We start from the raw sequence: 23,838 nt of genomic DNA, 5'->3' as shown, positions 1-23,838 counted from the left end.
CCTAATTAAAAGAGACATTATGAATAAGCTCATACACTTAGCGTTATTCGCTTTACTGTCGTTTTCAACGATAGCCGCTCAAACAGACGTAACACAACTTGATATTTTAAACTTAAAAGCACAATCAGAGTCTGTTTATACCTCGGGTCAACCCAGCCAAACAGACTTTGCTAAGTTAAAAGACGTGGGGCTGCAAACAGTTATTAACTTACGCGGCGATAATGAAACTAGCTGGTCGGAGAAAGAGTTAGTAAGTGGACTCGGTATGAATTACTACCATATTCCAGTTCGTTCGAAAGCAGATATTACGCTTGAGAATGCCACAAAACTTCAAGCCTTACTGCAAACACATCAACAAGAAACCACCTTATTGCACTGTGCTAGTAGTAATCGTGTGGGTGCTTTGGTTGCGCTTTATCATGCTGTGACACTTAAAAAACCGATAGATGAAGCAATTGAAACCGGTAAACAATGGGGCCTGAAAAGCCTTGAAAGTGTGGTAAGAAATAAAGTTAAAGAAGAGATTGGTCAGCCATAGGCTGACCAACTTAATTAGATCGCTGTTTTTTCTGATTTATTTTTGTTTTTGCTTTCAACTTGCTGAAACATCGCATCAACCAGTTCGATAATTTTATCATTAGCATCAATAAACTTATCTAGCCCACCACCAGTGCGGTAGCTTGCTTGAGCAATCGTTTCTTTTTGCTCAGGATCCATCACCCAAATATTAGCATACGCCATGTACAGGGCGAGATCCCAATGCCAATTAGCGACATAAAAAGCAACTGCATCACAGCCATCCGTGTTAGCCGATGTAATATCCGTTTGGTACGCTTGATGTTTTAAAACATAGTTTGCTGGGATAACACGAGTTTTCACGTTATGTTTGGCAAACCCTGATTCTAGCGCCGTTACGACACCCTCTTTAACAGCTTGATGCTCTGCAATACACACTGTTTTTGGTACTTCGGCTTCAAAATGTGAGACGTCTTGTTTTGCTGCACACCCAGCAAGCACTGTTGCTACCGCAGTAACGACTGATAACTTTAATAACTTCATTGTTTTCCTTACTTATAATTATAACTAAAGCTGCCATGCATAGCTTAGTTTTGTGAAAAATGTTCGTTGATCACGTTCTAGCTCTTTTAAAGAGTCATCCTGATAGCCTTTATCCGAATAACCTAAATAGAACAGGGTTTGTGAATTTATTTTGTATGAATACACTAATTGGCTGGCGAAATCACGGTTAATTTCACTCACGTTAGAAAAATAGGCATCTCTATCACGATCTATGTCTTTAAATTGCAATACCAGCTTGAGCATTGAGCGCATATTAAATTTATAATACACACGTAAATCAGTGAGGTTTGCAGTATAAACGCGTTCATTTTGCTCGTTATCAAGGTAGCTATAACTATGCTCTAATTGAACTTGCCAGTGGTCATTAATATCCCAAGTCATTTCAGGCTCGACACGCACCATCGTGCCAAGTTGCGCGTTGCTGTAGTCTATTTTGCTGCCATACTGAGCATACAGTAAAAAGCGGATATCGCGGATGGGCCTAAAACCGCCATAAATATAAGCGATGTTTTGATTAAAGAACTGCCCTGCGTAAAATTCATTGCGGTGAATAAAGCCGATTTCAGTCTGTGACTGCATTTTACCTTTAAAGGTAAAGAAGCCATCGTATTCTTCTTCGAGTAGGTCACCATTTTGTGCCCAGGTTTTATCCCACTCAACATTATAGCTGTACTCAGTGACAATATCATCGGCATCACGATACCAGGTTTGACCGCCTCCGAGTTGAGCTTGTTTATAGTCAACTTTTGCTTGATAACCTAAGTCAGAGCGATACTCCTCACCAATGTTTTCATAACTTGCATACAGTTCATAATCACGTTTGGTACGACTAAACTCTACTTTATAGGCCTGATCTGATTGCGTTTCTTCTAAGCCATAAACATCAACTAAAAAATCAGAGTTTTTTGTATCGGTTGTTGCAACTTGGTATTGCAAGCTGTCTGTTTGGTTAAACCAATAACTGCCATCGAGTGATAACACAGAGTTATGATAATCATCATTTTCCCGGTGTGTACTCATAACCCCGATAGTGCCTTTTTGACCAATATCAAATTGATAGCGCCCCACAGCGGCATGAGTTTTATCGCCTAGATTTGCAAAATATGAGCCTTGGTTGGTTGGTAATAACACACTGGTGTTGTCATCATCTGCATATATAAACCCATAGCTGTGGTTACCGGTCTTGCCTGTTAACTTAACGCCTACGTCAGGCTCGGCTATTGTGCGTGTATACAACAACTCGAACTGACTGGTTTTAAAATAGGATGCTCCATCTAAAAAGAATGGGCGTTTTTCAGCATAATAAATCGAGTAAGTGGTGTTAACATCAAGTTCAAGTGAGTCCGCTTCAACTTGCGAAAAGTCAGGGTTAATCGTTGCATTAATCACTGCATCTTGTGTAACGCCCCAGCGTAAATCAAGGCCCGCTTCTGTATCAACATCTCCATTTTGCCAATCACCTGGCAGCGTATTTTTTGTATCATTACGAAGCGCGGTCAAAGTCGGGGTAAGCTGAATATTCATACTTTGTGTCATGTCAGCAAACCCTGTTAGTTTATCAAACTGACAAAAACTGCACTTTACATCACGGTCAAAGCCTACGTTAGACATTTGATAAAACACATCACGCGGATAATTACGCCAAACAGCCAAGCTCCAAGTCAGTTGTTCTTTACCTTTTGGAAAACGCAGTGCCGTAAAGGGAATGCGCATCTCAACCACATAACCCTCATCGGTAATTTGACCCGCACTATCCCAGATTGCATCCCATGATGGGTCTTCCACCCAATCGTCGATATCGGTCATGCGCATATCGCCTTGCGCACCTAGTGGGTTTACGTAAAACTCATAACCCGTTCGTTCGTCGTTAAAGGTATCGATCATCAGGGCAACATTATCGTCTTGCCACAGTGTATCTCTGTCACGAAGTGCTGCACGAATTTGTGATGGGTCTGGGTCTTTAGCAATAAAGCCAACGTACAAGTATTGACCATCTTCATACAGGTAGGCATCGGTTTGTACCGGTGGCGTGCCCTTTTCATTAGGCTCATTCTGATATTTTAACGGTACTTTTGTTGCTTGTTGCCAATGAGCTTCATCCATAACGCCATCAACACTGATTGATTCTTTAATATGCGCTAAAGCAAACTCCACTTTGTCGCTAGCCGTTGCTAGCGAAGGAATACTGACGCAACTGAAAATTAGGCAGGATTTTACAACACGGGTTATTATTTTTTTTAAGTACAGCATAAACATCCATTTAGACACGTGCGCACAAATTACACGACTTCATTGATTAAAAAAGCAATTGTAATTCAACAAGGTACACTTGTTAATAACAAACCACTCTTTTAACCATAAAAATTAACAAAAACACTCCTTTTGGACTAGTTTTAGGTTCAAAAAAGCCCCATGGCCGAAAGGCGATGGGGCTAATTACGACCAATAAACGCTATTTTTTTAAGCTAAGTTTATTGCCTTTAAGTGATTTTCTCACTTTAGCAATACGCGAGCGGTTCTTGGCTCTGGCTTCGCCGGTTGCCTGCCCTGATGGCTTATTGCTTCGGCTACGACGTAAATGAGATGGCTTTTTACCAATTTTGTCGATCAGGACTTCACGATTACTTACTTCATAACCCGGCAGCACTATACGGTTAATACGTTGACCAATTAACTTTTCAATATCGAATAACGTATTCTCTTCTTCGCGACTTACAAATGAGATTGCCTGTCCCGGTTTACCAGCACGTCCTGTACGACCAATACGGTGTACATAGTCTTCAGCAAGCCAAGGTAAATCAATATTGATCACTCGTGGAAGGCCTTCAATATCAATACCACGAGCTGCGACTTCAGTTGCAACAAGCACACGTACTTTACCTTCTTTAAATTCACGTAGTGCACGACGTCGGTTACCTTGGGTTTTATCACCATGGCACACAGCCGCAGGAATACCATCAAGGTTCAATTCTTTAACGAGCTCATCGGCTGTTTCTTTCATGTTGACGAACACTAACACTTGCTGCCAATTTTTCTTACCGATCAGTTCTGAAAGAAGCTCTTGTTTACGGCGCTCTTCAACAGGATAAACAACGTGCTGTACGGTTTCTGCTGTACTGTTTGTTTGATCGACACGAATAATTTCAGGTTGCTTAAGAACTTTGCTTGCAAACTGTTTTATCGCCGCGGGGTACGTTGCTGAAAAGAGTAAAATTTGACGTGTTTCATCACAGCCGTTTATAACCGTTTGCATATCAGTTATAAAACCCATATCGAGCATACGGTCTGCTTCATCAAGAACCAAGTGCTTTACATTTGCTAAGCTGATATTACCCAAACGAAGATGATCTAATAAACGACCAGGTGTCGCCACAACGATATCAACACCCGCTTTAAGATCGTTTGCTTGTCCGGCTAAATTAACACCACCAAATAAACACACTGTTTTTAGTGCCGTGTATTTAGCAAACGCTTTAACGTTATTGGCGATTTGCTCAGCAAGTTCACGCGTCGGAGCAAGCACAAGTGCGCTCGGCGCATTGTTATCACTTAAGGTTGATTCAGATAATTTTTGAATAAGTGGCAGCGCAAACGCAGCGGTTTTACCGGTGCCTGTTTGTGCGCTAGCAAGTACATCTTTCCCTTTTCGTACCGCAGGAATTGCACTGCGTTGAACGGGAGTAAGCGTATGGAAATTAAGTTCTTCTAATGCCTGTAAGAGCTCAGAAGAAAAACTAAACGATTTAAAGTTCATGCTGTATAACCTGCGGCCATCATATCAAGGGTCGCAAATTATACAGAAAAAAAATGACTTTAGTTAGTTATTACTTCACTAAAGTGCCTTTTAATAAAACAAGTAAGGGTGATCGTCGTTTAATATGTGCCGCACTCATTAAAAATGCTTACGGTAGAATTTCCACGCAACACCAAAGCCAATAGACACATTATAGTCTTGCTTAACGAGCGGGCTTGCATGTTGCTGACTATTAGCAAGATGGTGATATTTAACAAAGCCACCTAGCCAGTAGTTAGGTGTATCGAAATGGAGCCCAATTGACACATCAGCACCTGAAAAACCTGAACGGCTTGCGTATATTTGCCGTGTTGCATTACTTTCTATTTCGTTAACCGCGTAGTAATAGTTCAAATAACGCTCTGTCGCAAAATTTACATTACCACGAAATGCGACTGAAAACTGTGAGTGTGCTTGCTCTAAAAGCGGTATGGTGTAATAAATACTGGGACCATAACGCCAACCTATATCATCTACATCACCAAAATCAGTCGCAATGGCTTTACGTACAAAGAGACTAAAATACATGTGCTCTTTGCTATTTGGTTCACCGATAACGTAATAATTTAAGGATGGCCCTAATTCAAACACCCAATCAAGGTCGTCCATGCCCTCGCGTGCTTTGTTATCTTTACTATCAACGGCTAAACCAACACCCGCCGATAAATCTAAATGCAGGTTTTCATGTTGCCACAGGTAACCGGTGAAGTTATTACGGTCAATGGCCATTTTCTCACTTTGATAGCGGAAATAAGGCACTGGAAGTAAATATTTTTCGCTCTCATCTGAGCCTAAATAATGGGGAATATCGGCATAAAATACCCCAGCCCCCAACTCCATTTTTGCTGCGCTGTACGCCTTAACGCTAACCAGAACTAAAATAACAACAACGCAGCGCCAGATCATGCTTGCCACTTCTTAAAAATTAACGATGTATTAATACCACCAAATGCAAAATTGTTAGACATAATATAGTCCGTACGCATTTCGCGGCCTTGTCCAGTTATGTAATCAAGGTCAGCACATTCAGCATCAACGTGGGTCAAATTAATAGTCGGTGCAAACCAGCTATCATTCATCATATTAATACTTGCCCATGCTTCAATTGCACCGCAGGCACCGAGTGTATGCCCTAAGTAACTTTTTAATGAACTAATTGGCTTTTTACCTAAAGCATTAAAGGTCGCATGAGATTCAGCAATGTCACCTCTATCAGTCGAGGTGCCATGAGCGTTAACATAGCCAATATCATCGGCACTTAACTGGGCATCTGCCAGTGCCAATTCAATAGCAACTTGCATGGTTTCAGCTGTAGGTTGGGTCACATGTTGACCATCTGAATTACAGCCAAAACCTACTAGCTCTGCAAAAATTGTCGCTCCACGAGCGACGGCATGTTCATACTCTTCTAAAATTAACGTACCAGCCCCTTCACCAATAACAAGACCATCTCGATGTTGATCAAACGGACGTGGCGTCTGTTTTGCTGCATCATTTTTTGTGCTGGTTGCATATAACGTATCGAAAACCGCCGCTTCGGTAATGCATAACTCTTCGGCACCACCCGCAACCATCACTTTTTGACGCCCAAACTTAATGGCCTCATACGCGTAACCGATTCCCTGTGAGCCTGAGGTACATGCGGAGCTTGTCGTGATTACTCTGCCCTTTATTTTGAAAAACACGCCCACATTGACAGGGGCCGTATGTGCCATCATTTGAATATAGCTGGTTGCTGTCACCCCAGTCATTTCCCCCGTTTCCATCATTTTGGCAAAGGCAAGCAACGGCGGCGTTGAGCCAGTTGATGAGCCAAACGCAATCCCTGTAGAGCCATCGGTTAAACTTGGGTGCTCTAACAGTCCCGCATCTTGTAAAGCATGCTCGGTCGCACAGGTCGACATTAAGGCAACTCGCCCCATTGAACGCACTTGTTTACGCTTGTAATGGCTGGGTTTTGTAAAATGAGTAACCGGCGCAGCTAAGCGAGTGTTAAGCTCTGGTGCGCTATCCCAGTCGGTCATGTACTGAACTGCGTTTTCACCTTTTTGCAAAGCGGCTTTAAATTCCCCCCAAGTATCGCCCAGCGCAGTAATAGCCGACATACCTGTAACAACAACACGTTTCATTACACCATTCCGCCATTAACCGAGATAACCTGACGCGTAATGTAAGCCGCATCTTCAGAGCATAGGAATGAAACGGTTCCTGCAACTTCGTTTACTGAGCCCATACGTTTTAATGGGATCATTTTTAGCATGTCATCGACGGGTAAATCATCGGTCATTGCTGTTTCAATAAGTCCAGGGGCAACACAGTTCACCGTAATTTTGCGTTTTGCAAGTTCTAGCGACAATGCTTTGGTTGCACCAATGATCCCCGCTTTTGCGGCACTGTAGTTTACTTGACCACGGTTACCCGCAATACCAGACACTGATGCCATAGTAACAATGCGGCCCCCTTTACGGGTTTGAACCATTGGCATTACCGTGGGATGAACCACATTGTAGAATCCATCAAGACCAGTACGAATAACTTTATCCCAATCATCACCTTGCATCGCAGGAAAGGCCATATCGTTAGTAATACCCGCATTACAGATCACGCCGTAATATGCCCCATGTGCTGCAATATCTGCTTCAATTTGTTGTTTTGCCAGCGCCCGATCACACACATCAAACTGTAACAAGCTTGCATGACAACCACGCTCCCTGATTTCTTTACAAGTTTGCTCAGCCTCAGTCACACCACTTCGACAATGAACCGCAATATCAAAGCCATCTTTTGCTAATCGTAATGCGATTGCTTTACCTATTCCACGGCTCGAACCTGTGACTAAAATTCGTTTTGTCATTGATTTTCTCTTATAAACTGCATGGGGTCCTGAGGCTGAAACACATTTATTTTTGCTTCTGCTAATAATGTTTCAGCATCATGAATTTGACACTCAAACACACTCAACCCGGATTCTTCTTGATATAACCTTGCAACGGATACTTTTAACGTACTGCCGTTATTAAATACAGGCGCATACGTTTTATACTTACGCGTCCCGATTAAAAAGCCAATTTGGACAGCATCACCTCTGTCTTTTGCCAACGCCCCCGCATACGCAGCAATGGCTTGTGCCATATATTCACAGCCAATATAGCTGGCAACGCCGCGCAAACTCTCATCGTAAAAAAGGCTGTCAGGGCTGATATCTACTTCACAGCAGCCAGATTCATCGGTGTAACCGTTAAGACGATTGAGCAAAATCATTGGGTCACTATGAGGGACGACGTGCTCAATTTTATAGTTATTCATGCAGATGTCCTAATATTACACTGACATTATTGCCCCCGAAGGCAAAAGAATTCGATAAACAATAGCTAACAGATGCGTCTCTGGGCTGAGTTATTAGGTTAATGTCACTCAGGGATTCATCTACTTCTGTGTTATTAAACACCAAGCGCGTAAACTCAGGGTAAGCTAAATATAACCAACATAGGCCTGCTTCTAGTGCACCTGCAGCGCCTAAAGTGTGACCCGTTAAATGTTTTGATGAGCTAACGGGCGTATTGTTGCCAAACACCTTACTGATTGCAAGTGACTCCATGGCATCATTTTGCACTGTTGCAGTTCCATGAGCATTGATATAGTCAATATCTGTTGCGAGTAGATTGGCATCATTAAGTGCTTTTTGCATTGCACTTATTGCACCCGAACCATCACTAATTGGCGCTGAAATATGGTGAGCATCGGAGCTTTCCCCCCCTCCTAAAAATGCCACTGCGTGATCATTGAGTTGCTCTTTACTCATCACAAACACGGCTGCTGCTTCACCGATATTAATACCTTTTCTATCCTTACTAAATGGCTTACAAATTTCATCGCTAATTGAAGAGAGTGAATCAAAACCGTTCACTGTCAGCTGGCACAAGCTATCAACCCCACCACAAATAACCACATCGGCTAAGTCTGCACTGAGCAAGGCACGTGCACTGATCATTGCCTTGGCACTTGAGCTGCATGCTGTCGAAATGCTGTAACAGGGACCCGTTGCATCAAGTGTCTTTGCAATGTAAGCCGCGGGTGCGATGAGAGCTTGGTCGTAATAATTAAACTGAGCCGGCCATTTTCCTTCTTTAGCGTGTACTTTACGTGCCCTCTCCCCCTCTTGAATAGCAGCCGTGCTTGTGCCCATAACCACCGCTATACGATCGCGTGAACATGTTACTTTTGCTAGCGTGTCGGTCAGTTGTGCCAAGGCTAAGTCAATAAGCTTATAGAATCGCATTGATTCTGTTAACGGTAACACATCCACTAACCCCACAAATGTTGGGCGCTGTTCAAAAACAAGTGAAGACACGTTTGTAAGTGTTTGAGTTGGCGCTTGACTGATGCGCGCCATGGTGTGCTTTTGCCCAACACCTAATGCACTCACAATTCCTAAATCATTGAGCCAAAATGGCATAATCAATTAACCCTTTGAAATATTATTTTGTAGTTTCGCTGATAATTTACGAGCTCGGTTTTTTCTTCTAAAAAACGGATCTCACTAATCAACTCATCACCTTTATAAAGCAAACGCTTTGAGTCTTTTGCAACTATTTTTAAACCATAAAGCTGCGAACTGAGTACTTCCACAGGCCAATGCACAAGCATTATATCGGCCAAAATATAGCGCGGGTCAAGACGCTCAATTGGCAGCATTTTTTTACTTTTAACGGGTCCTGAAATCGCTTTTTCCAATTGAAAAACAGGCACTCCTTGTGCGGTCATTACCACGAGGTTAATTCCACTAAGACTGTTAATATCGAGCTGTGCTAGTAACGTGTGGCTTTCATCGTTGTGACTGACTTCTAACACCTGCTGCCAATTATCTGCAACAAATGAAGCAGGCGGATCCATTAAATAAATCCCCGCATTGGGAGCAAGATCCACCCCTGCTTTAACTGCAAACTCACTTGCACAGCTCGCTAATAACAGGACCATTGCTGCAATGACTAACGTTTTTAATCTCGACATAGCTCAACCAAGGTATTCAAGCGTCGCTCGCTTTGTTTTACAAATGGATTATCAAGGTCCCACGCGTACCCTGCCAAAATAGCACTGATCATTTCTCGTACTTGCTGGTTTTGTTCACTGTAAAAAATCACATCTTGAAACGAAGTATCATACCAAGCAGCCACATAAGTTCGAAAACAGTTTACACCCTGCTGCAATGGCTCACTGTACTGTGCTTGAAAATCAACCTGTTTGCCCTGTAAGTAGTCATCGACTAATGGCGCAACTAATGATGCCGATTTTAACGCAATTGTGACTCCCGATGAAAACACCGGATCTAAAAACTCACCCGCATTGCCCAGTAACGCAAAGTGTTCCCCATGAAGCGAGGCTACATTGGCTGAGTATCCTTTAATTGTTCGTGCTTCGCCAATTGCAACTCTACGTGCAAGTAATTCACTTAAATACGTATCTTGCTCAATAAACTCATTTAAACAAGCTAAAGGCGCTGTGTCTTCAAATTGGCTAGGTTTTCCAACCACACCGATACTGGCAGTCCCATCACTGAATGGAATAAGCCAATACCAAATATCGTTATGTTTTGGATGCACATTGATCAGGATTTTTTCGCGATCAAATTTATCATCAGTAATATTGTCTTCAAAATGACTGAAATACGCCCAGCGTACAGGAAAATTTGATGGCGTTTCTAAATCAAGTAAACGTGGTAATACGCGGCCAAAACCACTGGCGTCTAATACAAACCGCCCTTTTATTTGGTAGCGTTGATTTTTTTCATCATCAACGGTGAGTAAAGCACCATCGCCATGGTCTGTGTACTCTATGACGCTGTGCTGATAACGAATTTCAGCCCCTTGTTCCATTGCGCCATCTGCTAAACACTTATCAAAATCAGCCCGTTTTACTTGAAATGTCGTACCAGGGCCTTGAGTAAATTTTTCGGTAAAGTCGATCGCCGTATGCTCGCCTCGACGTTGAAATGCAGCACCATTTTTAAATTGGAAGCCCAACGTGTCAGCTTGCTCTTTGACACTCTCAGCTAAGTTTGCTTCTGCAAGAAAGTGCATACACTGTGGCAGTAAACTTTCACCAATTGAAAATCGAGGGAATACTTGTTGTTCTAGCACCACGACACGCCAGCCTTTATTCACCAGTAAACTGGCTGCAACGGCACCCGAAGGCCCTGCGCCAATAATGACGACATCTGCCTGTTGAATCTGATTATTCACCTATTATTTTTCCTTATTATTAGGTAATGCGACACAGAGCGGCGCTAACAAATAAATGCAAATCAGCCCCACTAACACGGTTAAACCAAAACTAAAAATAGCGGGCGTTTTTGATACCGCTAGCATACCAAATACCCACATAGAAGAGGCGGCAGATAAGCTAATCGCTAATACATTGATCGGGGTTAACTTATTGATTTGATAAAACACTAAATAGTCGATTGCGAGCGCTAAAATAAGCAAGCATCCCAATAAGTTAAATATTGATAATTGTGTTTGAATTGCACTACAAAGCAGTAAAACGGCTGCTAATGTTAACCCCAATATTAACCCTTGCTGGTAAGCGACTTTAAAACCAAACTTTAAGGCAAACAATAACATGGCAAACGTGATAGCGATTGCAATGGTTACCAATAACGAGTGTGAGTAATCCTCTAGCCCCGCAGTTATCATGGCCACTTTATCGTACACTAGCAGCTCGCTTTCAGCGCGAGCCCACTCAGCTAATTGCGTTTTATCGATACCCGTAACCATAAACCAGCTTGCAGCAAATTCGTTGTTTAAAATCACTTGATTAGCAATAAGAGGACCTAACGGTGAGTTTAGTGCAGCGTCCAGAGTAAGGATTGAATCTGACAACACTAAAGGACTGCCTGTCAATTGTGTGACAACATCGAGTGATGCGTGATGCACACGCATCTCATTGTTATTTTTTTGTTGTGTACTTGCACTCGGCACAAGGTCACTGAGCATCAATGCCTGACCACCTTGCTGCTTAATTTTAACTTTTAGTGCTTCTTGTTTAAGTAAAAGCTGCTCAGCATTTTCGGCAAACATGATCATTATTTGCCCATTATCTTTACCTAATAAAGACATGTGCAAGGCTTCGTTGTTCATAAGCACTTGAGGACTTGCATTGAGCAGCTTCACATCATCATTTAATACGGGAGGTTTTAACAGCGAAAACACACTGAGGCTAACGAGCAGTAGCAAGATGATCGCGACTTTTTGCCGATGAATAGACTTAAGCAGGGCACTTAATTTTTCCGCAAATTTTCCTGCCTCAACACTGATTGTGAGTCTTGCTTGCCAACTAGGGAGTAAAAGCCGTGTAGTGAGCCACGCGGTTATCAGTCCTGCTACAACAAAAACCCCAACCTGAGTTAATAACTGCACAGGCGAGAAAAATAAACTCGCATAGCCTAATATTGTCGTCACTAAAGACAACAAAAGAGCAAGTTTAAGGCCCCGACTAAAGCCATTTTTATGCGTTGTTAAGTCCAGCATGCTATGAAATGCGTAATCAATTGCAATACCGATTAAGGTCACTGCAAAAACAAGCGTTAAAACATGAATCTCAGAAAAAAAGATAGCCAAGGCTATGCTGCCACCAAGCGCTGCGCTGATAACCGTCACAGAAGCAAGCCATAATGCGTTAAACGACCTGAAAACCCAAACCACCATAATAATCAGCGCGATTAAGCTCAAAGTCCCGAACAAGGTCATTTCAAATTTTGCTTGTTGTGCATTTTCTGCGGTATGAAATAAAGCACCTGAATAATGTATACTGGTGTGTGGGTAATTCGTATGTAGTTGGGCAAGTTGAGCGAGCACATCATCATTTAATGCCACTGCTTGGTCTATCGAAAATGCATTATCGGCTGCGTGTACAAACAACATCAAATAGTCATTATCTAAATGGCGAATACTAATGCGGCCATCTGACATTTCAAATTGCTGTAATTGTGTGATTACCGAGGTTAAAAATTCTGCGGTACTTAAACTCGGATCCAGATTAATCGTACTCGATACAAAAGGATCGGCCACTTTACTCAATTGACTAAAATAGTAGTGCTGAAAACGACTCGCATCAGTTAATGCGTGTTGATAGCTTGGAGTCAACAAGTTGCCCGCATATTGACTATAGAACGTGGCAAGCTGTTCGACCTTGGGGACGCTAAAGCGCGGTGTGATATTTTTTTTAGCTAACCATGCAACCATTTCATCGTAAGCTTGCTCTTTATTTTCACCCGAAAATGAAAAGCTTAATTGCTGTTTGTTACTGGCAAAAAAGTGCGTTTCGAGCTGTTGGAGTCTAGGTTCTGACTGGGGAAGTAATGCCAAAATATCATTATTTAAGGCGGGCTGTTTTATGACAAAAACAGCAACCAATAAGCTCGCCATTACTGTTAACCAACCCAGTGTTACCCCCCAAACTTTCACTGTGGGCTTCCATCTTGTGGGTATGAAAAGCGCAGTAACGTAACATTGCCATTTATCTCTTGTAAACGCACGCTGTTAACGTTTTTTTCATCAGCGCACACTGTAAACTGGCTAAAAATCTGCTGGAGCGTTTCATCGTTAGGAAGTAATAATTGGCAATCATTGTCAGCGTGTTCACGGGTATCAAACTGTAAAGCCAGCGCCGCTTTATCGTGCTTTATAATCGCTTGTAAAAGGGCTACATATGGCTCGGCACCTTTTTGTAATTGCGCTTCCCCACGCTCATTATAGGTATAAACTTGGCCTTGTTTTATGACTAGTTTACTTTTTATGGGTGACTCTACTTGCCAAATAAGTCCTTGCTCAGTAAGTTTGAATAGCCCTTCAGATATAAACGGCTTAGTGAAACCTTTGAAATGTTTTTCTTGGCTAAAGGTGCCTTGCTTCAGACCAACTTGGTTTGCCATAAGTGGCCAAGCCATCATAAAACACAGTAACATTAATAGGCTATTTCGCATTACATCACCTTTTGCAGCTTGTCATGCAACACGGGGGGAGACACAAATTGCATGTCTTTAGACTCAATATCAACCGCCACCTGAATCGTCGTTGCTTTGGTGAGCTTTTTCCCCGTTGCGACATCGCTAATAACATAATCAATACGTAAGCGAGTTTCGTACTCTTTTAAATACGCATCAACCCTAATTTTTTGAGTAAACAATGCTGAGCCCACATACTTAATGTGCATATCAATGATTGGCCATGCATAACCCGACGCCTGCATTTGCAAATAGTCATAATCAAATAAACGCAGTAATTCACACCGCGCTACTTCCAAGTAACGCGGGTAATTACCATGCCATACCACATTCATTGGATCGCAATCATGAAAAGGAATTTCAATCTCTACATGGGTGCTTAATAATGCGCCACGACTATGCATATAAACTCCATCGTTTAGTTTGAATCGCATCAACAGTAAAACGTAATACGGCTTCTAAAGGGCGGTCTTCATCAAGCAGTGGGAAAAACTCACTAATATCTTGATACATGGCCTGCACATCGGCCGTTAAACTAGTAAATTCAAGCTCGCCTTGTGCAATACGCAAACGTAAACCCTGAATACTTGCTAACAGCGTGCTTGCAATCACTTGTTCTGTAAGCTGTAAAATACGCAAACAATCGCGCGCTGCAATCGTACCCATGCTCACTTTATCTTGGTTATGACACTCGGTTGAACGTGAAAACACACTCGCTGGCATAGTCAGCTTTAATGCTTCAGCCGTATAAGCACTGGCACCAATTTGCACAGCTTTAAAGCCGTGGTTAATATAACGACGCTCGTCGTTACTGCCCGATAAGTTCGATGGCAAACCGTTGTTGTAACGCGTATCAACTAACGACGCAATTTGACGATCGGCTAAATCAGCTAAATTAGCAACCGCCGTTTTCATTGTATCCATTACCATTGCTATATGGCCGCCGTAGAAATGACCGCCATGGAGCACATGCTCTCCCTCACCATCGATAATGGGATTATCATTTGCCGAATTAAGTTCATTTTCAATCATTTGCCTGAACCATGGCAGGCTATCTTGCAGTACACCAATCACATGAGGCGCACAGCGAATTGAATAACGGTCTTGTAAGCGATCAGCATTTCGAGGGTGTTCAACATGATTTAAATCCCCTCTGATCCACGCTGCAACCTGCTGTTGCCCGGGGTGAGGTTTTACAGAAAATAGTATGTCATCAAAGTGGTGGCTATTCCCTTTCAAAGCAAGGCTGGCAAGCGCCGTAATACGGCTAGTTAATTGCGCTAAATACGCCGCTCTGTCGAAGGCTAAACACGCCAGCGCAGTCATAACTGCAGTGCCATTCATCACTGCCAACCCTTCTTTAGGGCGCAGTTTCAATGGGGTTAAACCCAATGATTTCATCACTTCTAAGCTGTTTTTAATTTCGCCTTGATAGTATACGTCGCGCTCACCGACCATCGCACCAGCAACGTATGACAATGGCGTTAAATCGCCACTTGCTCCCACTGAGCCTTCTTGTGGAATAACCGGTACGATATTGTGATTTAAAAAGTCTTTTAGCAGGTTAAGCATGTCCCAGCTAACACCTGAATACCCTTGTGAAAGTGACGCTAATCGCGTGGCTAAAATGGCACGTCCTTGCTCAGGGGTAAACATACTTCCCATACCGCAACCATGAAAACGAGTAAGATGAAGAGGTAATTCATTCACCAAATCAAGCGGCACTTTAACGGTCACAGAATCGCCGTAGCCCGTAGTTACGCCATATATAACGCCATCATCTTCCAAAAGCTTGTCTAAAAATGCTACAGCACTGTCGATTTTCTTGGCAAATTGATTGTCTGACGTTAACGCGACAGCTCCTTGCTCTAACGCAATATGAACAATATCTTCGATAGATAAACGTTGCTTGCCAAATGTTGTAGTAGAGTGCTCTGGCACCTTAGCTCTCCTTGTTTTGGTCGCGAGACACGTGCTCGTCATTTTGCCAAAAGTCATAAAAATTAAACCATTGATATGGGTATGCGGCAGCGTAATAGCTTAGCCTTTGAGCATAATCGCTGACAATCTTGTGTAATGTCTGTTGCCTTGTTTTACGCGGTAGAACAAGTTTATCCGCGTATTTTTCAAAAATAACACGATAAAATATTTTGCCATCGGCCGTCTTATCTTTTAAACAAAACAAATGAAAAACAGGGCAATCTAATAACGCAGCTAAAATAAATGGACCTTGAGAAAAAGGAGCTGGTTTTTCTAAAAAATCGGCCTCGATGACACGCCCCGCTGTTGTCGTACTGGTTCTATCGCCCACAATAACAACTATTTCGCCTTGCTCAACTTTATCTTTAAGCATTATTGCCATATCAGGGCCTAAGTCTGTCACTTGAATTAGGTTAATTGCGACATCTGGGTTGATACTTTTTAAAAGTTTATTAAATTCCACGGCATGATGCGTAAATACCAATACATTAATCACTTTACTTGAGCGGTGCTGACTTAAAGCGCGGCACACCTCTAAATTACCCAAGTGCGAACCAATAAAAATGGCACCTTGCGCGTGTTCATCAAGCTCTATGAACAACGCCTCATTGGTGTAAGAAATGTTACTTTGGGGTATACGCGCAAGCCACGCATCGATTTTGTCAAAGGCGCTGTCCGCAAAACAACGAAAGTGTCGAAAGCTGTCTCGCCACGTCACTACTTTGTCATTACCATTAACTTTGCGTACTTGCGTTAAAAAAGCATAGGATGCGCGGCGCGCGGTTTTACCTGTTAAAAATAAATAAAACACCACAGGAAAAAGGATAATCCAGAGCCCTTTTCGACCCAATATGCGGTAGCTAAATAACAATATTTGCATACCCAGTCGATTGCCACGCTCTTGCATTTTTGACCAGTGCTTTGCAGCCATTAACCCACCACCTTTCGCCAAATAAGTAGGGGCGAACGTAACAGCATGCCAAAGAACAAACGCGTGTGAAGCCATGAAATCCCCAAATTATCATGTAAAGCGCGAAAGTGAGAAACGCCGTTTTCGGGGTAAATAACTTGAGTGGGTAAGAAGGTAACCTTGACACCTTGCCAGTAAAGTCTGACCAATATTTCAATATCAAAGTCCATGCGTTTGCCAAGCGCTTGCTTTGCCATTAATTGCTTTACTGCGGTGAGTGGGTACACCCTAAAACCACACATTGAATCGACAATATCAAAGCTCAATGTTTCAACCCACACCCAAAAGTGAGTGATGTATCGACTCAAGTAACGATGTTTTGGTACTGAGCTGTCATATATTGGACAACCACTGATTACATTGTTTGGCTCGTTATGACTTAACTCAATGAGTTTAGCAATATCGTCTAGTGAATGCTGACCATCAGCATCCACCTGAATTGCATGACTAAAGCCGTGTTCATGCGCATATAACAACCCAGTTTGTACAGCGCCGCCTTTGCCCTGATTTTCTGCGTGTGTAAGTACCGTTAAATCGTCATATTGTTGCTGTAAAGACGCAAACACTTGCTTTGCATCATCGCAACTCCCATCATCCACCATAATAATCGGTAGTTTTAATGCATTGAGTTCTAAAATCACGGTTGCGATAGCATGGGTGTGGTTATAATTAGGAATGACAATACAAAATTGATTCATTGTTTATTCGCAAAACACAATTCGACCAGACGCATGCTGGCCTTTATCTGATTGATAACTAAATACACATTTGCCTTTAGCGTTGCGCTCAAGGGTTAAATTTACGGTCATATTTGGCGTGGTGACGACCTGAAACTTTAACACTTCTAGATCTTGCACCTGTGGACCAAACCCAAGGTACTGCTGCGCATATTTCACAGCCCAATCTAACTGCACAACCCCAGCTAAAATGGGAGCATCAGGGAAGTGCCCTCGAAAATAATCTAAATCAGCCGTAATCGTTAACGCTAGACTAACGCGGTGCTCTGTTTGCGATAAAACCGCCACCTGTGGGGTGACTTTATTCAGGCTTGGCAAAATACTGCTCCAGTGTTTTTAAACTCAACTTTGCTTGACTGTTAAAAGGTAATGCATCGATATAGCGCCACTTGCGAGGTAAACAAACACGCTCAAATCGGTTTGACAAATACGCTTGCAGGGTACGATTTATGACTAATTTACCTTGTTCTTCAAGTTCATGACTGGCCTTATCCGTGAGCACAACGACAGCCCCAATTTGAACTCGTTTGCTTGGCAGAACAACCAGCTTAGCCTCTTTCACCCACTCGTGACTGAGTAAAAAGCATTCTAGCTCATCAAGGTTTAAGCGTTTTTCTTCTATTTTAATGGTTCTATCAATACGCCCAAGGAGCTTAAATTGCCCATTACTATGCACAATGGCTCTGTCATCTAATGGGTAATTCGCATGTTCTAATATAGATGAGTCAAGCATTAAGCGTCCTTCATGGTTAACTGACAAATGGTTACCATTAAAAGGCTGCCAAGGTACATCGACAGCGGCTTGAGTGACTTGCCGATAAGCAATTCCCCCCGTTTCAGTGCTGCCAAACACTTGAGTTACCGGTCGTGCAAGTTGCTCACACAACATTTCGGCTTGTTCGTTATTTAAAGGACCACCCGATGAAAATAACCATGTCAACCTTGCGCGCTCTGGTATCAGTACATTATCCATGCACAATCTGCCTAACTGCGCGGGGCTTGATACAAGCACAGCATGCTGAATATGCTGCAACTTTTGCGCTATGTGTTCTGGATATTGAATTTGTTCACTGTCAATAACCTGCCCTTTTACAAGTGGCCAGAGTAAACGAAATAACAGACCATAAATATGCTGATGAGAAACTGTCGCCAAAAATGTAAACTGGCTTGGCAAATCAAACGCCATAGACAGAACCGACAACTCACGGTTGAGTACCCGCCATGGCTTCACTACCGGCTTAGATTGCCCTGAAGAGCCCGAAGTATAAAAAATAACGGCGGTTTTCGTTGGCCACTGTAAGCGTGGCAAACGGCTGTGAGTATGCTGTTGGCTTAACTCAAGATTATTAAACACAATGCCGGTGTCTAATTCACGTGCATCACCCGCAAAAATAGGCGACTGCGCTAACAGGAGGCGCAACGTTTCCGGCTGACCATTTGGCGGCAAAATAACATTGTGCCCGCTGCAGGCGAGAGCAAATAGACGCACAGCAAATTGATACGTATCTGGGTGAAACAACACCACATGGCTGGTAGGCTTTAATCCCGCTAATTTATGTTGAAACGCACTGATATCAGCAAAAAACTGCTCACGGGTTACGTGTTTTTCTGCAACAACAAACGCTGAATCTGGGTGAAACTGTAGGTTACTCGCCACCATTATTTTTTACCTTTTGTCTAACTAGCCATTCCACTAGCATCAAAATAGCTATCAAGAGATAGGCAACCAAGCCATTGTAAAGTGTCCACATTGATAACGACGCAAATAGACTGGTGTAGAGCGCAACCGTGCCGTTTAAAATAAAGAAAACGCTCCAAATTTTAGTCACTTGGCGCGTGTACCTTACTCCCTTACTATCTAGATCGGGCTCTTTTAATCGGGCGAAGCTTTCAATCACTGTTGGCCCCTGTCGCAATGAGTAGATAAATGTAATCGCCATCACGGTGTTAATGATCACAGGGTATAATCTTAAGCCTAATTCGCTATTAAAAAACGGCGTAGTCGCAAGCGCCACAATTGCCAAAAATGACGCAGGTTTGAGCCAAGGCATTGTGCTTGTCAATTTTTGGCTCAACATTAACCTTATCGCAAGTAATGCGATTAAAATTAAGCTTACCTGCTTGATCGAAACATGCTGTAATCCAAAATACACAATAAATGGGTATAACGATAAGCACACTAAGACCAATGTTGTGGCGATTGCTTTAAGCATAAGCTGTACTTAATAGCTTAAGAAACGAGCTTTTCTACTTCATTTACAACATCTTGAACTGTACGCACTTGCTTAAACGCATCAGGTTCAATTTTCTTGCCCGTGATTTCACGCAATTTCACTACTAAATCAACGGCATCAATACTATCAAGATCTAAATCTTGATAAAGGTGTGCATCTAAACTGATGTCATCAGCGTCAATTTCAAATTCATCAACTAAAATGCCCTGTAAAACGTTGTAAATATCAGCAGCGGTTTTCATGCTTTTTCCTACTTCTAAGTCTGTATTATGATGTGTGTTGGTTTATAAAATTAGCGAGTGCATCAACAGATGCAAAATGTGCTTTTGTTTGTTCTGAGTTGGCATCAATTTTTACGTTGAACTCTTTCTTAATTGCAAGACCAAGTTCAAGAGCATCAATGCTGTCTAAGCCTAAACCATCAACAAAAAGAGGTTGATCATTTTCAATATCATCCACGGTAATATCTTCAAGATCTAAGCTGCTAATGATTAGTTGTTTTATTTGGTTCTTTAGTTCAGTCATTGGTGCCTGAGTTCCTCTGAAAAGTAATGCTGTAAATCACGGGTTAGTTGGCGTGCTTGCATTGCAGGTTGTTCGTTATTATAAAATTTATCGCCTGTAAAGGCGTGCTTTGCAAAGCGCATAGTAAAATGAGCTTTTGTAGGAGCAACACGATACCAAGGTGTGTCTTTCGTTAACGTACTTGGTTTCATATTGATCATGACAGATGTAATCGGTGCTTTGCAGCGCGCAGCTATGTTTGCCGCTCCTCGTTTAAACTTAAGGGGATCACCTGGCGTTGTTCGCGTGCCTTCTGGAAATATTATCAGGTTATTGCCCGCAGCCAATGATGCTTCGCACTCATTTAATAACTCCTGAGGATCTTCGTTGCTAATGTACCCAGTCCCTTTTATAACACCGCGCATAAATGGGTTTTTAAATAAATGCGCCTTCACCAGACAATCGGCATGTTTAATCACCGAAATAAGCACAACAACATCAATTAAAGAGGGGTGATTTGCCAATACTAGCTGGCCTTTTAACTGACTAAAGCGCTGTTTATCTTCAACAGAAAAATGGATAACGCCCATGTAGTGCATCAGAGCAACAAAAAATTTAAAACTATAATGTACGGTGATACGCGCTTTTTGTTTTTGCTTGTGCTTACACGGTTCAAGCACTCGCTGAAGTGGCAACACCAACAACGTTAAAACGACACCACCGACACCAAACACAGCAAAACAAAACCCTGTTGCGATAATGCGCCAAATTTGATTGAGTCGCTGAAAAAGTTTAGCCACCATAATGTTGAAGCATCCAAGCTGATTGTTGATGTGAAAGTAGTGCACTGGATTCCTTGCTTGATAAAGCCTGTGCTAATTGGATGCTCAAAGGTAAAACTGAGTCCGTATTACCGGCATCAGTGCTGCCCGATAATTTAGTTAACTCAAAATAAGATTCGCCTTCAACGTAAGGAGATAATACAAAAGCCACACTGTGATCGATTTGCTTCTCATCTGCAAAAGGTAAATACTCTTCAGGCAGCACACTTTCAGTGTGCGCTACTAAAATACAATTTTCGATACCAGATTGAATACGGGCGTACCCATCGATCAGATTGGTTATTACACTGTCTTGACCACCGGCAATCGCATTCATAGGCGCGGTGTTATTTTTAATAATTGAAAAAATACCGGTCGCAGCATTATGCACACTGAGCCCAAACGCTGTAGGTGACAGCGGCTCTTCTTCAACAAGCGCATGTAACAAATGGGCCGTCTTTGGCAGATCACCATGACGAGAAGAAAAATTGATAGCAATGTGTGAATGTTCAGCTTGTGCTTGTTGCAAAGTATGCAAGGCCATTTTCATAAAAGGGCTGAGTCTTCGCCGTTGCATAGGTGCAACCCAACTGAGGTCGAGGTCGCAGTATGTATGTTGGCCTAGTTCTGCTATTTGCTGCTCGGGTGCAACCCATAAACACAAATTATTAACAACAAATTTCACAACTTTTATTCTTATAACGCCAAACGATTGCTAATTTTACCCATTAGCAACAAAAAAGTAAAACGTTGGCGCTTAAATGTATCCAAAATTAAGCGCCAATTCATTTTTAGCGTAAAATAACATCCTTTTCGGCTAAAAGTTGAGCTTTATCTCCCACAATGTCAGCAACATTTAGTTCATTAATATAGCCTAAACCCACTTCTTGTTGTGCAGGTGCTAACGGTACGTAGGGTAAGCGGAATACCGGATTGACGGCTCCCGTCATCATTAATGCTGTGTTTATTGCGATTGGGTTTGGCTCACAAAACAACCAGTTCATTAATGGCTGTAGCTTGGTGTTTAATGCATCATTTTTTTCGTCCATTAATTGACGAAACAAACCTGGGATCAAGTTAGATGTCACTGAAATAACACCGTGTGCGTTATAAATATGACGCGCATCATGGCTTTCATCATCATTACCTGACCAACATGCAATACCTTGTTTTTCGTAATGTGCAATACGCTCATTGCCACCACACTCTTTAACACCAATAAAGTTTTCGTGCTGCGCTAACGGTTCAATAATATCAGGGGTTAAATCTTGCCCTGTGCGCCCTGCTACGTTATAAATAAATGCTGGGCCAATATCAAGTAAACGCTTAAAGTGCTCTTTTACTCCAGCCAATGAAGTACGTCCATAATACGGGTTAATTTGCAATGCTGCGTCCATTCCCGTTGCAAAACCATATTCTGTCGCTTTGATAGCTTCGCGCGTGTTATTGCTACCTGTGTTACCCACAATAAGTAAACGAGATGAGAATTTACTGACACTGTGTGCAATAAGCATCAAGTGCTCTTCCCAATTCATTAGTTGGCCTTCGCCGGTTGTACCACCTACGATAATACCGTCAACACCCGCTGCGATTTGTTGTTCAACAAGGTCATCATAGCAGGCAAGATCAATTTCACCGTTGCTTAGGTAAGGCGTTTTAATTGCAGTGATCAAGCTTGCTTGTTTAATTGTTTCTAGGCTACGCATAACTATTTTAATGTTTGGAAAATTTGCGCTAGTTGTATCATAAACACAGGCAATTTCCGAGTAATGTAACGTAATAAATAAAAAACTTGTGAAATGGACAAAGTTAAGACAAAATTAAATACTGTACAAATAAACAGTATTTATTGTGAGTGACTGATAATGCAACTTTCTAAATTCTTGGCAACCTACTTTTATACCACAGAAGAGCTGTGTCAAACCCTCTCGATTGATGAAGATACACTGGGAGCATGGCAGCAAAGTAGTCTATTTCCAAAGCCGAGTTATTGCTTGCAAAGCCAATTAGAGTGCAGCTCTTATTCTGGCATTTACCAATGCGAAGAATACCAAGACTACTACCCTCGCGGTGCCGCAAGTTGGGGTCAGCTAATCATCAAACATGATATTAACTCATCATGCCAAGCTTTTAATTATTTTGCCCAACATTATTCGGCACAATTAAGTAAGCTCACTGAGCAAGGCTTTGCAATAGATGAAGAATTATTTGGCGCTGAAATTGACGAGCATTTACAACAAGTGTGGCAACAATTCTTGTGCAGTAAATATGGTGTCTTGACCCAAAATGGCTTAGTAGAGGAAGCTGTTCAGCTTGATGTCGCCAAATTACTTATTGATGATATCACCGAACTACGCACTAAAACGGGCTTATCTGCTGATGAACGCCAAGCTCTTCATAAAGCATTAAAGCTAATGAACCGCGCATTGAGTCATGGTACAGGCAACGAAGGTAAAAATACGCTTCGCTATCGTTACATTGATAGCGTGGTTGCTAAATACGATTTATCGGTAAAATAGAGACAAACACTCCCTTTCCTCTTCTGAAAATGAAGGGTAACTGAACACCCGAACAAGGTTGCAGCAATGTGTACATTGTTACATTTTGGTTAATACATTTTGGTACATTTGTTTTGTAGGTTTTCATCTTTTTAGTCGTTAGATTGATGTAGTTGAGTTATTTCTTTTGTCATTTTTGCAGTTTTGACACCCTTGTAAT

Annotated in this window: 26 protein-coding genes; 2 read left to right on the top strand and 24 right to left on the bottom strand. The window is 42.1% G+C overall.

What is annotated here, in order from left to right; translation table 11 throughout:
• The first annotated feature begins 19 nt into the window (after positions 1 to 19).
• Positions 20 to 538, top strand: coding sequence for a protein tyrosine phosphatase family protein (locus D0907_RS16630; protein WP_075593237.1), 519 nt, complete (start codon positions 20 to 22; stop codon positions 536 to 538).
• Positions 539 to 552: 14 nt separating this feature from the next.
• Here the strand turns inward: D0907_RS16630 and D0907_RS16625 are convergent, their stop codons facing one another.
• The 24 genes from D0907_RS16625 to dapA all read right to left on the bottom strand — a co-directional run bounded on the left by D0907_RS16625 (position 553) and on the right by dapA (position 22,826).
• Positions 553 to 1,059: an Sbal_3080 family lipoprotein gene (locus D0907_RS16625; RefSeq protein WP_036972093.1), complete on the bottom strand. Its 507-nt coding sequence runs from the start codon at positions 1,057 to 1,059 to the stop codon at positions 553 to 555.
• Positions 1,060 to 1,083: 24 nt separating this feature from the next.
• Positions 1,084 to 3,330: a carbohydrate binding family 9 domain-containing protein gene (locus D0907_RS16620; RefSeq protein ID WP_425274519.1), complete on the bottom strand. Its 2,247-nt coding sequence runs from the start codon at positions 3,328 to 3,330 to the stop codon at positions 1,084 to 1,086.
• Positions 3,331 to 3,532: 202 nt separating this feature from the next.
• Positions 3,533 to 4,834, bottom strand: a complete 1,302-nt coding sequence (locus D0907_RS16615) for a DEAD/DEAH box helicase (RefSeq protein WP_036972099.1) — start codon at positions 4,832 to 4,834, stop codon at positions 3,533 to 3,535.
• Between the two features lie 138 nt (positions 4,835 to 4,972).
• Complete coding sequence (locus tag D0907_RS16610; RefSeq protein WP_227006860.1) at positions 4,973 to 5,779, bottom strand: MipA/OmpV family protein; 807 nt, start codon at positions 5,777 to 5,779, stop codon at positions 4,973 to 4,975.
• Complete coding sequence (locus D0907_RS16605) at positions 5,776 to 7,002, bottom strand: beta-ketoacyl-ACP synthase (protein WP_118844844.1); 1,227 nt, start codon at positions 7,000 to 7,002, stop codon at positions 5,776 to 5,778. The genes D0907_RS16610 and D0907_RS16605 overlap by 4 nt, the downstream gene beginning before the upstream one ends.
• Positions 7,002 to 7,727 (bottom strand): 3-oxoacyl-ACP reductase FabG, encoded by a 726-nt coding sequence (gene fabG / locus D0907_RS16600; protein WP_074988764.1) that lies wholly within the window; start codon positions 7,725 to 7,727, stop codon positions 7,002 to 7,004. Before fabG ends, D0907_RS16605 begins: the two co-directional genes overlap by 1 nt.
• Entirely contained in the window at positions 7,724 to 8,179 is a 456-nt protein-coding gene (locus D0907_RS16595; protein ID WP_036972102.1) for a hotdog family protein, read from the bottom strand. The genes fabG and D0907_RS16595 overlap by 4 nt, the downstream gene beginning before the upstream one ends.
• Positions 8,172 to 9,329 (bottom strand): beta-ketoacyl-ACP synthase, encoded by a 1,158-nt coding sequence (locus tag D0907_RS16590; protein WP_036972103.1) that lies wholly within the window; start codon positions 9,327 to 9,329, stop codon positions 8,172 to 8,174. The genes D0907_RS16595 and D0907_RS16590 overlap by 8 nt, the downstream gene beginning before the upstream one ends.
• A gap of 2 nt (positions 9,330 to 9,331) precedes the next feature.
• Complete coding sequence (locus D0907_RS16585) at positions 9,332 to 9,883, bottom strand: DUF3261 domain-containing protein (RefSeq protein ID WP_036972104.1); 552 nt, start codon at positions 9,881 to 9,883, stop codon at positions 9,332 to 9,334.
• Positions 9,871 to 11,112: an NAD(P)/FAD-dependent oxidoreductase gene (locus D0907_RS16580; RefSeq protein ID WP_065979015.1), complete on the bottom strand. Its 1,242-nt coding sequence runs from the start codon at positions 11,110 to 11,112 to the stop codon at positions 9,871 to 9,873. Before D0907_RS16580 ends, D0907_RS16585 begins: the two co-directional genes overlap by 13 nt.
• 3 nt (positions 11,113 to 11,115) lie before the next feature.
• The gene (locus D0907_RS16575) at positions 11,116 to 13,335 is read right to left on the bottom strand and encodes an MMPL family transporter (protein WP_118844843.1); all 2,220 of its coding nucleotides are present in this window, start codon (positions 13,333 to 13,335) and stop codon (positions 11,116 to 11,118) included.
• Positions 13,332 to 13,853 carry an outer membrane lipoprotein carrier protein LolA gene (locus D0907_RS16570; RefSeq protein ID WP_074988763.1) on the bottom strand — a complete coding sequence of 174 codons (522 nt, stop codon included), beginning with the start codon at positions 13,851 to 13,853 and terminating at the stop codon, positions 13,332 to 13,334. The genes D0907_RS16575 and D0907_RS16570 overlap by 4 nt, the downstream gene beginning before the upstream one ends.
• Positions 13,853 to 14,278, bottom strand: a complete 426-nt coding sequence (locus D0907_RS16565; RefSeq protein ID WP_036972107.1) for an acyl-CoA thioesterase — start codon at positions 14,276 to 14,278, stop codon at positions 13,853 to 13,855. Before D0907_RS16565 ends, D0907_RS16570 begins: the two co-directional genes overlap by 1 nt.
• Positions 14,271 to 15,815, bottom strand: coding sequence for an HAL/PAL/TAL family ammonia-lyase (locus D0907_RS16560; protein WP_036972108.1), 1,545 nt, complete (start codon positions 15,813 to 15,815; stop codon positions 14,271 to 14,273). The genes D0907_RS16565 and D0907_RS16560 overlap by 8 nt, the downstream gene beginning before the upstream one ends.
• Position 15,816: 1 nt before the next feature.
• Positions 15,817 to 16,785, bottom strand: coding sequence for an acyltransferase (locus D0907_RS16555; RefSeq protein WP_118844842.1), 969 nt, complete (start codon positions 16,783 to 16,785; stop codon positions 15,817 to 15,819).
• Positions 16,785 to 17,522, bottom strand: a complete 738-nt coding sequence (locus tag D0907_RS16550) for a glycosyltransferase family 2 protein (protein ID WP_118844841.1) — start codon at positions 17,520 to 17,522, stop codon at positions 16,785 to 16,787. The genes D0907_RS16555 and D0907_RS16550 overlap by 1 nt, the downstream gene beginning before the upstream one ends.
• Positions 17,523 to 17,525: 3 nt before the next feature.
• Positions 17,526 to 17,879, bottom strand: coding sequence for an ApeI family dehydratase (locus tag D0907_RS16545; RefSeq protein WP_051501863.1), 354 nt, complete (start codon positions 17,877 to 17,879; stop codon positions 17,526 to 17,528).
• Positions 17,863 to 19,221 carry an AMP-binding protein gene (locus D0907_RS16540; RefSeq protein ID WP_118844840.1) on the bottom strand — a complete coding sequence of 453 codons (1,359 nt, stop codon included), beginning with the start codon at positions 19,219 to 19,221 and terminating at the stop codon, positions 17,863 to 17,865. The genes D0907_RS16545 and D0907_RS16540 overlap by 17 nt, the downstream gene beginning before the upstream one ends.
• Positions 19,208 to 19,774: a COG4648 family protein gene (locus D0907_RS16535; protein WP_118844839.1), complete on the bottom strand. Its 567-nt coding sequence runs from the start codon at positions 19,772 to 19,774 to the stop codon at positions 19,208 to 19,210. The genes D0907_RS16540 and D0907_RS16535 overlap by 14 nt, the downstream gene beginning before the upstream one ends.
• 17 nt (positions 19,775 to 19,791) lie before the next feature.
• Entirely contained in the window at positions 19,792 to 20,037 is a 246-nt protein-coding gene (locus D0907_RS16530; protein WP_054554554.1) for an acyl carrier protein, read from the bottom strand.
• A 25-nt stretch (positions 20,038 to 20,062) separates the two neighbouring features.
• The gene (locus tag D0907_RS16525) at positions 20,063 to 20,320 is read right to left on the bottom strand and encodes a phosphopantetheine-binding protein (protein ID WP_036972123.1); all 258 of its coding nucleotides are present in this window, start codon (positions 20,318 to 20,320) and stop codon (positions 20,063 to 20,065) included.
• A complete protein-coding gene (locus D0907_RS16520) occupies positions 20,317 to 21,102 on the bottom strand; it encodes a lysophospholipid acyltransferase family protein (protein ID WP_074988760.1) in 786 nt (261 codons plus the stop codon). The genes D0907_RS16525 and D0907_RS16520 overlap by 4 nt, the downstream gene beginning before the upstream one ends.
• Positions 21,092 to 21,805, bottom strand: a complete 714-nt coding sequence (locus tag D0907_RS16515; RefSeq protein ID WP_244223166.1) for a beta-ketoacyl synthase chain length factor — start codon at positions 21,803 to 21,805, stop codon at positions 21,092 to 21,094. Before D0907_RS16515 ends, D0907_RS16520 begins: the two co-directional genes overlap by 11 nt.
• Before the next feature lie 106 nt (positions 21,806 to 21,911).
• Entirely contained in the window at positions 21,912 to 22,826 is a 915-nt protein-coding gene (dapA, locus tag D0907_RS16510) for a 4-hydroxy-tetrahydrodipicolinate synthase (RefSeq protein WP_074988758.1), read from the bottom strand.
• Between the two features lie 159 nt (positions 22,827 to 22,985).
• Between dapA and D0907_RS16505 the strand changes: the two genes are divergently transcribed.
• Positions 22,986 to 23,639, top strand: a complete 654-nt coding sequence (locus tag D0907_RS16505) for a DUF6058 family natural product biosynthesis protein (RefSeq protein ID WP_036972129.1) — start codon at positions 22,986 to 22,988, stop codon at positions 23,637 to 23,639.
• Positions 23,640 to 23,838: the final 199 nt, after the last annotated feature.

Origin of the sequence: Pseudoalteromonas lipolytica (genome assembly GCF_003515105.1) — a bacterium.
In the GTDB taxonomy this organism is placed as follows: domain Bacteria; phylum Pseudomonadota; class Gammaproteobacteria; order Enterobacterales; family Alteromonadaceae; genus Pseudoalteromonas; species Pseudoalteromonas lipolytica.
The sequence above is the reverse complement of the archived record's forward strand: the minus strand, read 5'-3'. Positions and strand labels throughout refer to the sequence as shown.

Excerpts from the sequence above, each read along its gene's own strand:
- D0907_RS16630 (WP_075593237.1), top strand. The coding sequence starts at position 20 with ATGAATAAGCTCATACACTTAGCGTTATTCGCTTTACTGTCGTTTTCA.
- D0907_RS16625 (WP_036972093.1), bottom strand. The coding sequence starts at position 1,059 with ATGAAGTTATTAAAGTTATCAGTCGTTACTGCGGTAGCAACAGTGCTT.
- D0907_RS16620 (WP_425274519.1), bottom strand. The coding sequence starts at position 3,330 with ATGCTGTACTTAAAAAAAATAATAACCCGTGTTGTAAAATCCTGCCTA.
- D0907_RS16615 (WP_036972099.1), bottom strand. The coding sequence starts at position 4,834 with ATGAACTTTAAATCGTTTAGTTTTTCTTCTGAGCTCTTACAGGCATTA.
- D0907_RS16610 (WP_227006860.1), bottom strand. The coding sequence starts at position 5,779 with ATGATCTGGCGCTGCGTTGTTGTTATTTTAGTTCTGGTTAGCGTTAAG.
- D0907_RS16605 (WP_118844844.1), bottom strand. The coding sequence starts at position 7,002 with ATGAAACGTGTTGTTGTTACAGGTATGTCGGCTATTACTGCGCTGGGC.
- fabG (WP_074988764.1), bottom strand. The coding sequence starts at position 7,727 with ATGACAAAACGAATTTTAGTCACAGGTTCGAGCCGTGGAATAGGTAAA.
- D0907_RS16595 (WP_036972102.1), bottom strand. The coding sequence starts at position 8,179 with ATGAATAACTATAAAATTGAGCACGTCGTCCCTCATAGTGACCCAATG.
- D0907_RS16590 (WP_036972103.1), bottom strand. The coding sequence starts at position 9,329 with ATGCCATTTTGGCTCAATGATTTAGGAATTGTGAGTGCATTAGGTGTT.
- D0907_RS16585 (WP_036972104.1), bottom strand. The coding sequence starts at position 9,883 with ATGTCGAGATTAAAAACGTTAGTCATTGCAGCAATGGTCCTGTTATTA.
- D0907_RS16570 (WP_074988763.1), bottom strand. The coding sequence starts at position 13,853 with ATGCGAAATAGCCTATTAATGTTACTGTGTTTTATGATGGCTTGGCCA.
- D0907_RS16565 (WP_036972107.1), bottom strand. The coding sequence starts at position 14,278 with ATGCATAGTCGTGGCGCATTATTAAGCACCCATGTAGAGATTGAAATT.
- D0907_RS16555 (WP_118844842.1), bottom strand. The coding sequence starts at position 16,785 with ATGGCTGCAAAGCACTGGTCAAAAATGCAAGAGCGTGGCAATCGACTG.
- D0907_RS16550 (WP_118844841.1), bottom strand. The coding sequence starts at position 17,522 with ATGAATCAATTTTGTATTGTCATTCCTAATTATAACCACACCCATGCT.
- D0907_RS16540 (WP_118844840.1), bottom strand. The coding sequence starts at position 19,221 with ATGGTGGCGAGTAACCTACAGTTTCACCCAGATTCAGCGTTTGTTGTT.
- D0907_RS16535 (WP_118844839.1), bottom strand. The coding sequence starts at position 19,774 with ATGCTTAAAGCAATCGCCACAACATTGGTCTTAGTGTGCTTATCGTTA.
- D0907_RS16530 (WP_054554554.1), bottom strand. The coding sequence starts at position 20,037 with ATGAAAACCGCTGCTGATATTTACAACGTTTTACAGGGCATTTTAGTT.
- D0907_RS16525 (WP_036972123.1), bottom strand. The coding sequence starts at position 20,320 with ATGACTGAACTAAAGAACCAAATAAAACAACTAATCATTAGCAGCTTA.
- D0907_RS16520 (WP_074988760.1), bottom strand. The coding sequence starts at position 21,102 with ATGGTGGCTAAACTTTTTCAGCGACTCAATCAAATTTGGCGCATTATC.
- dapA (WP_074988758.1), bottom strand. The coding sequence starts at position 22,826 with ATGCGTAGCCTAGAAACAATTAAACAAGCAAGCTTGATCACTGCAATT.
- D0907_RS16505 (WP_036972129.1), top strand. The coding sequence starts at position 22,986 with ATGCAACTTTCTAAATTCTTGGCAACCTACTTTTATACCACAGAAGAG.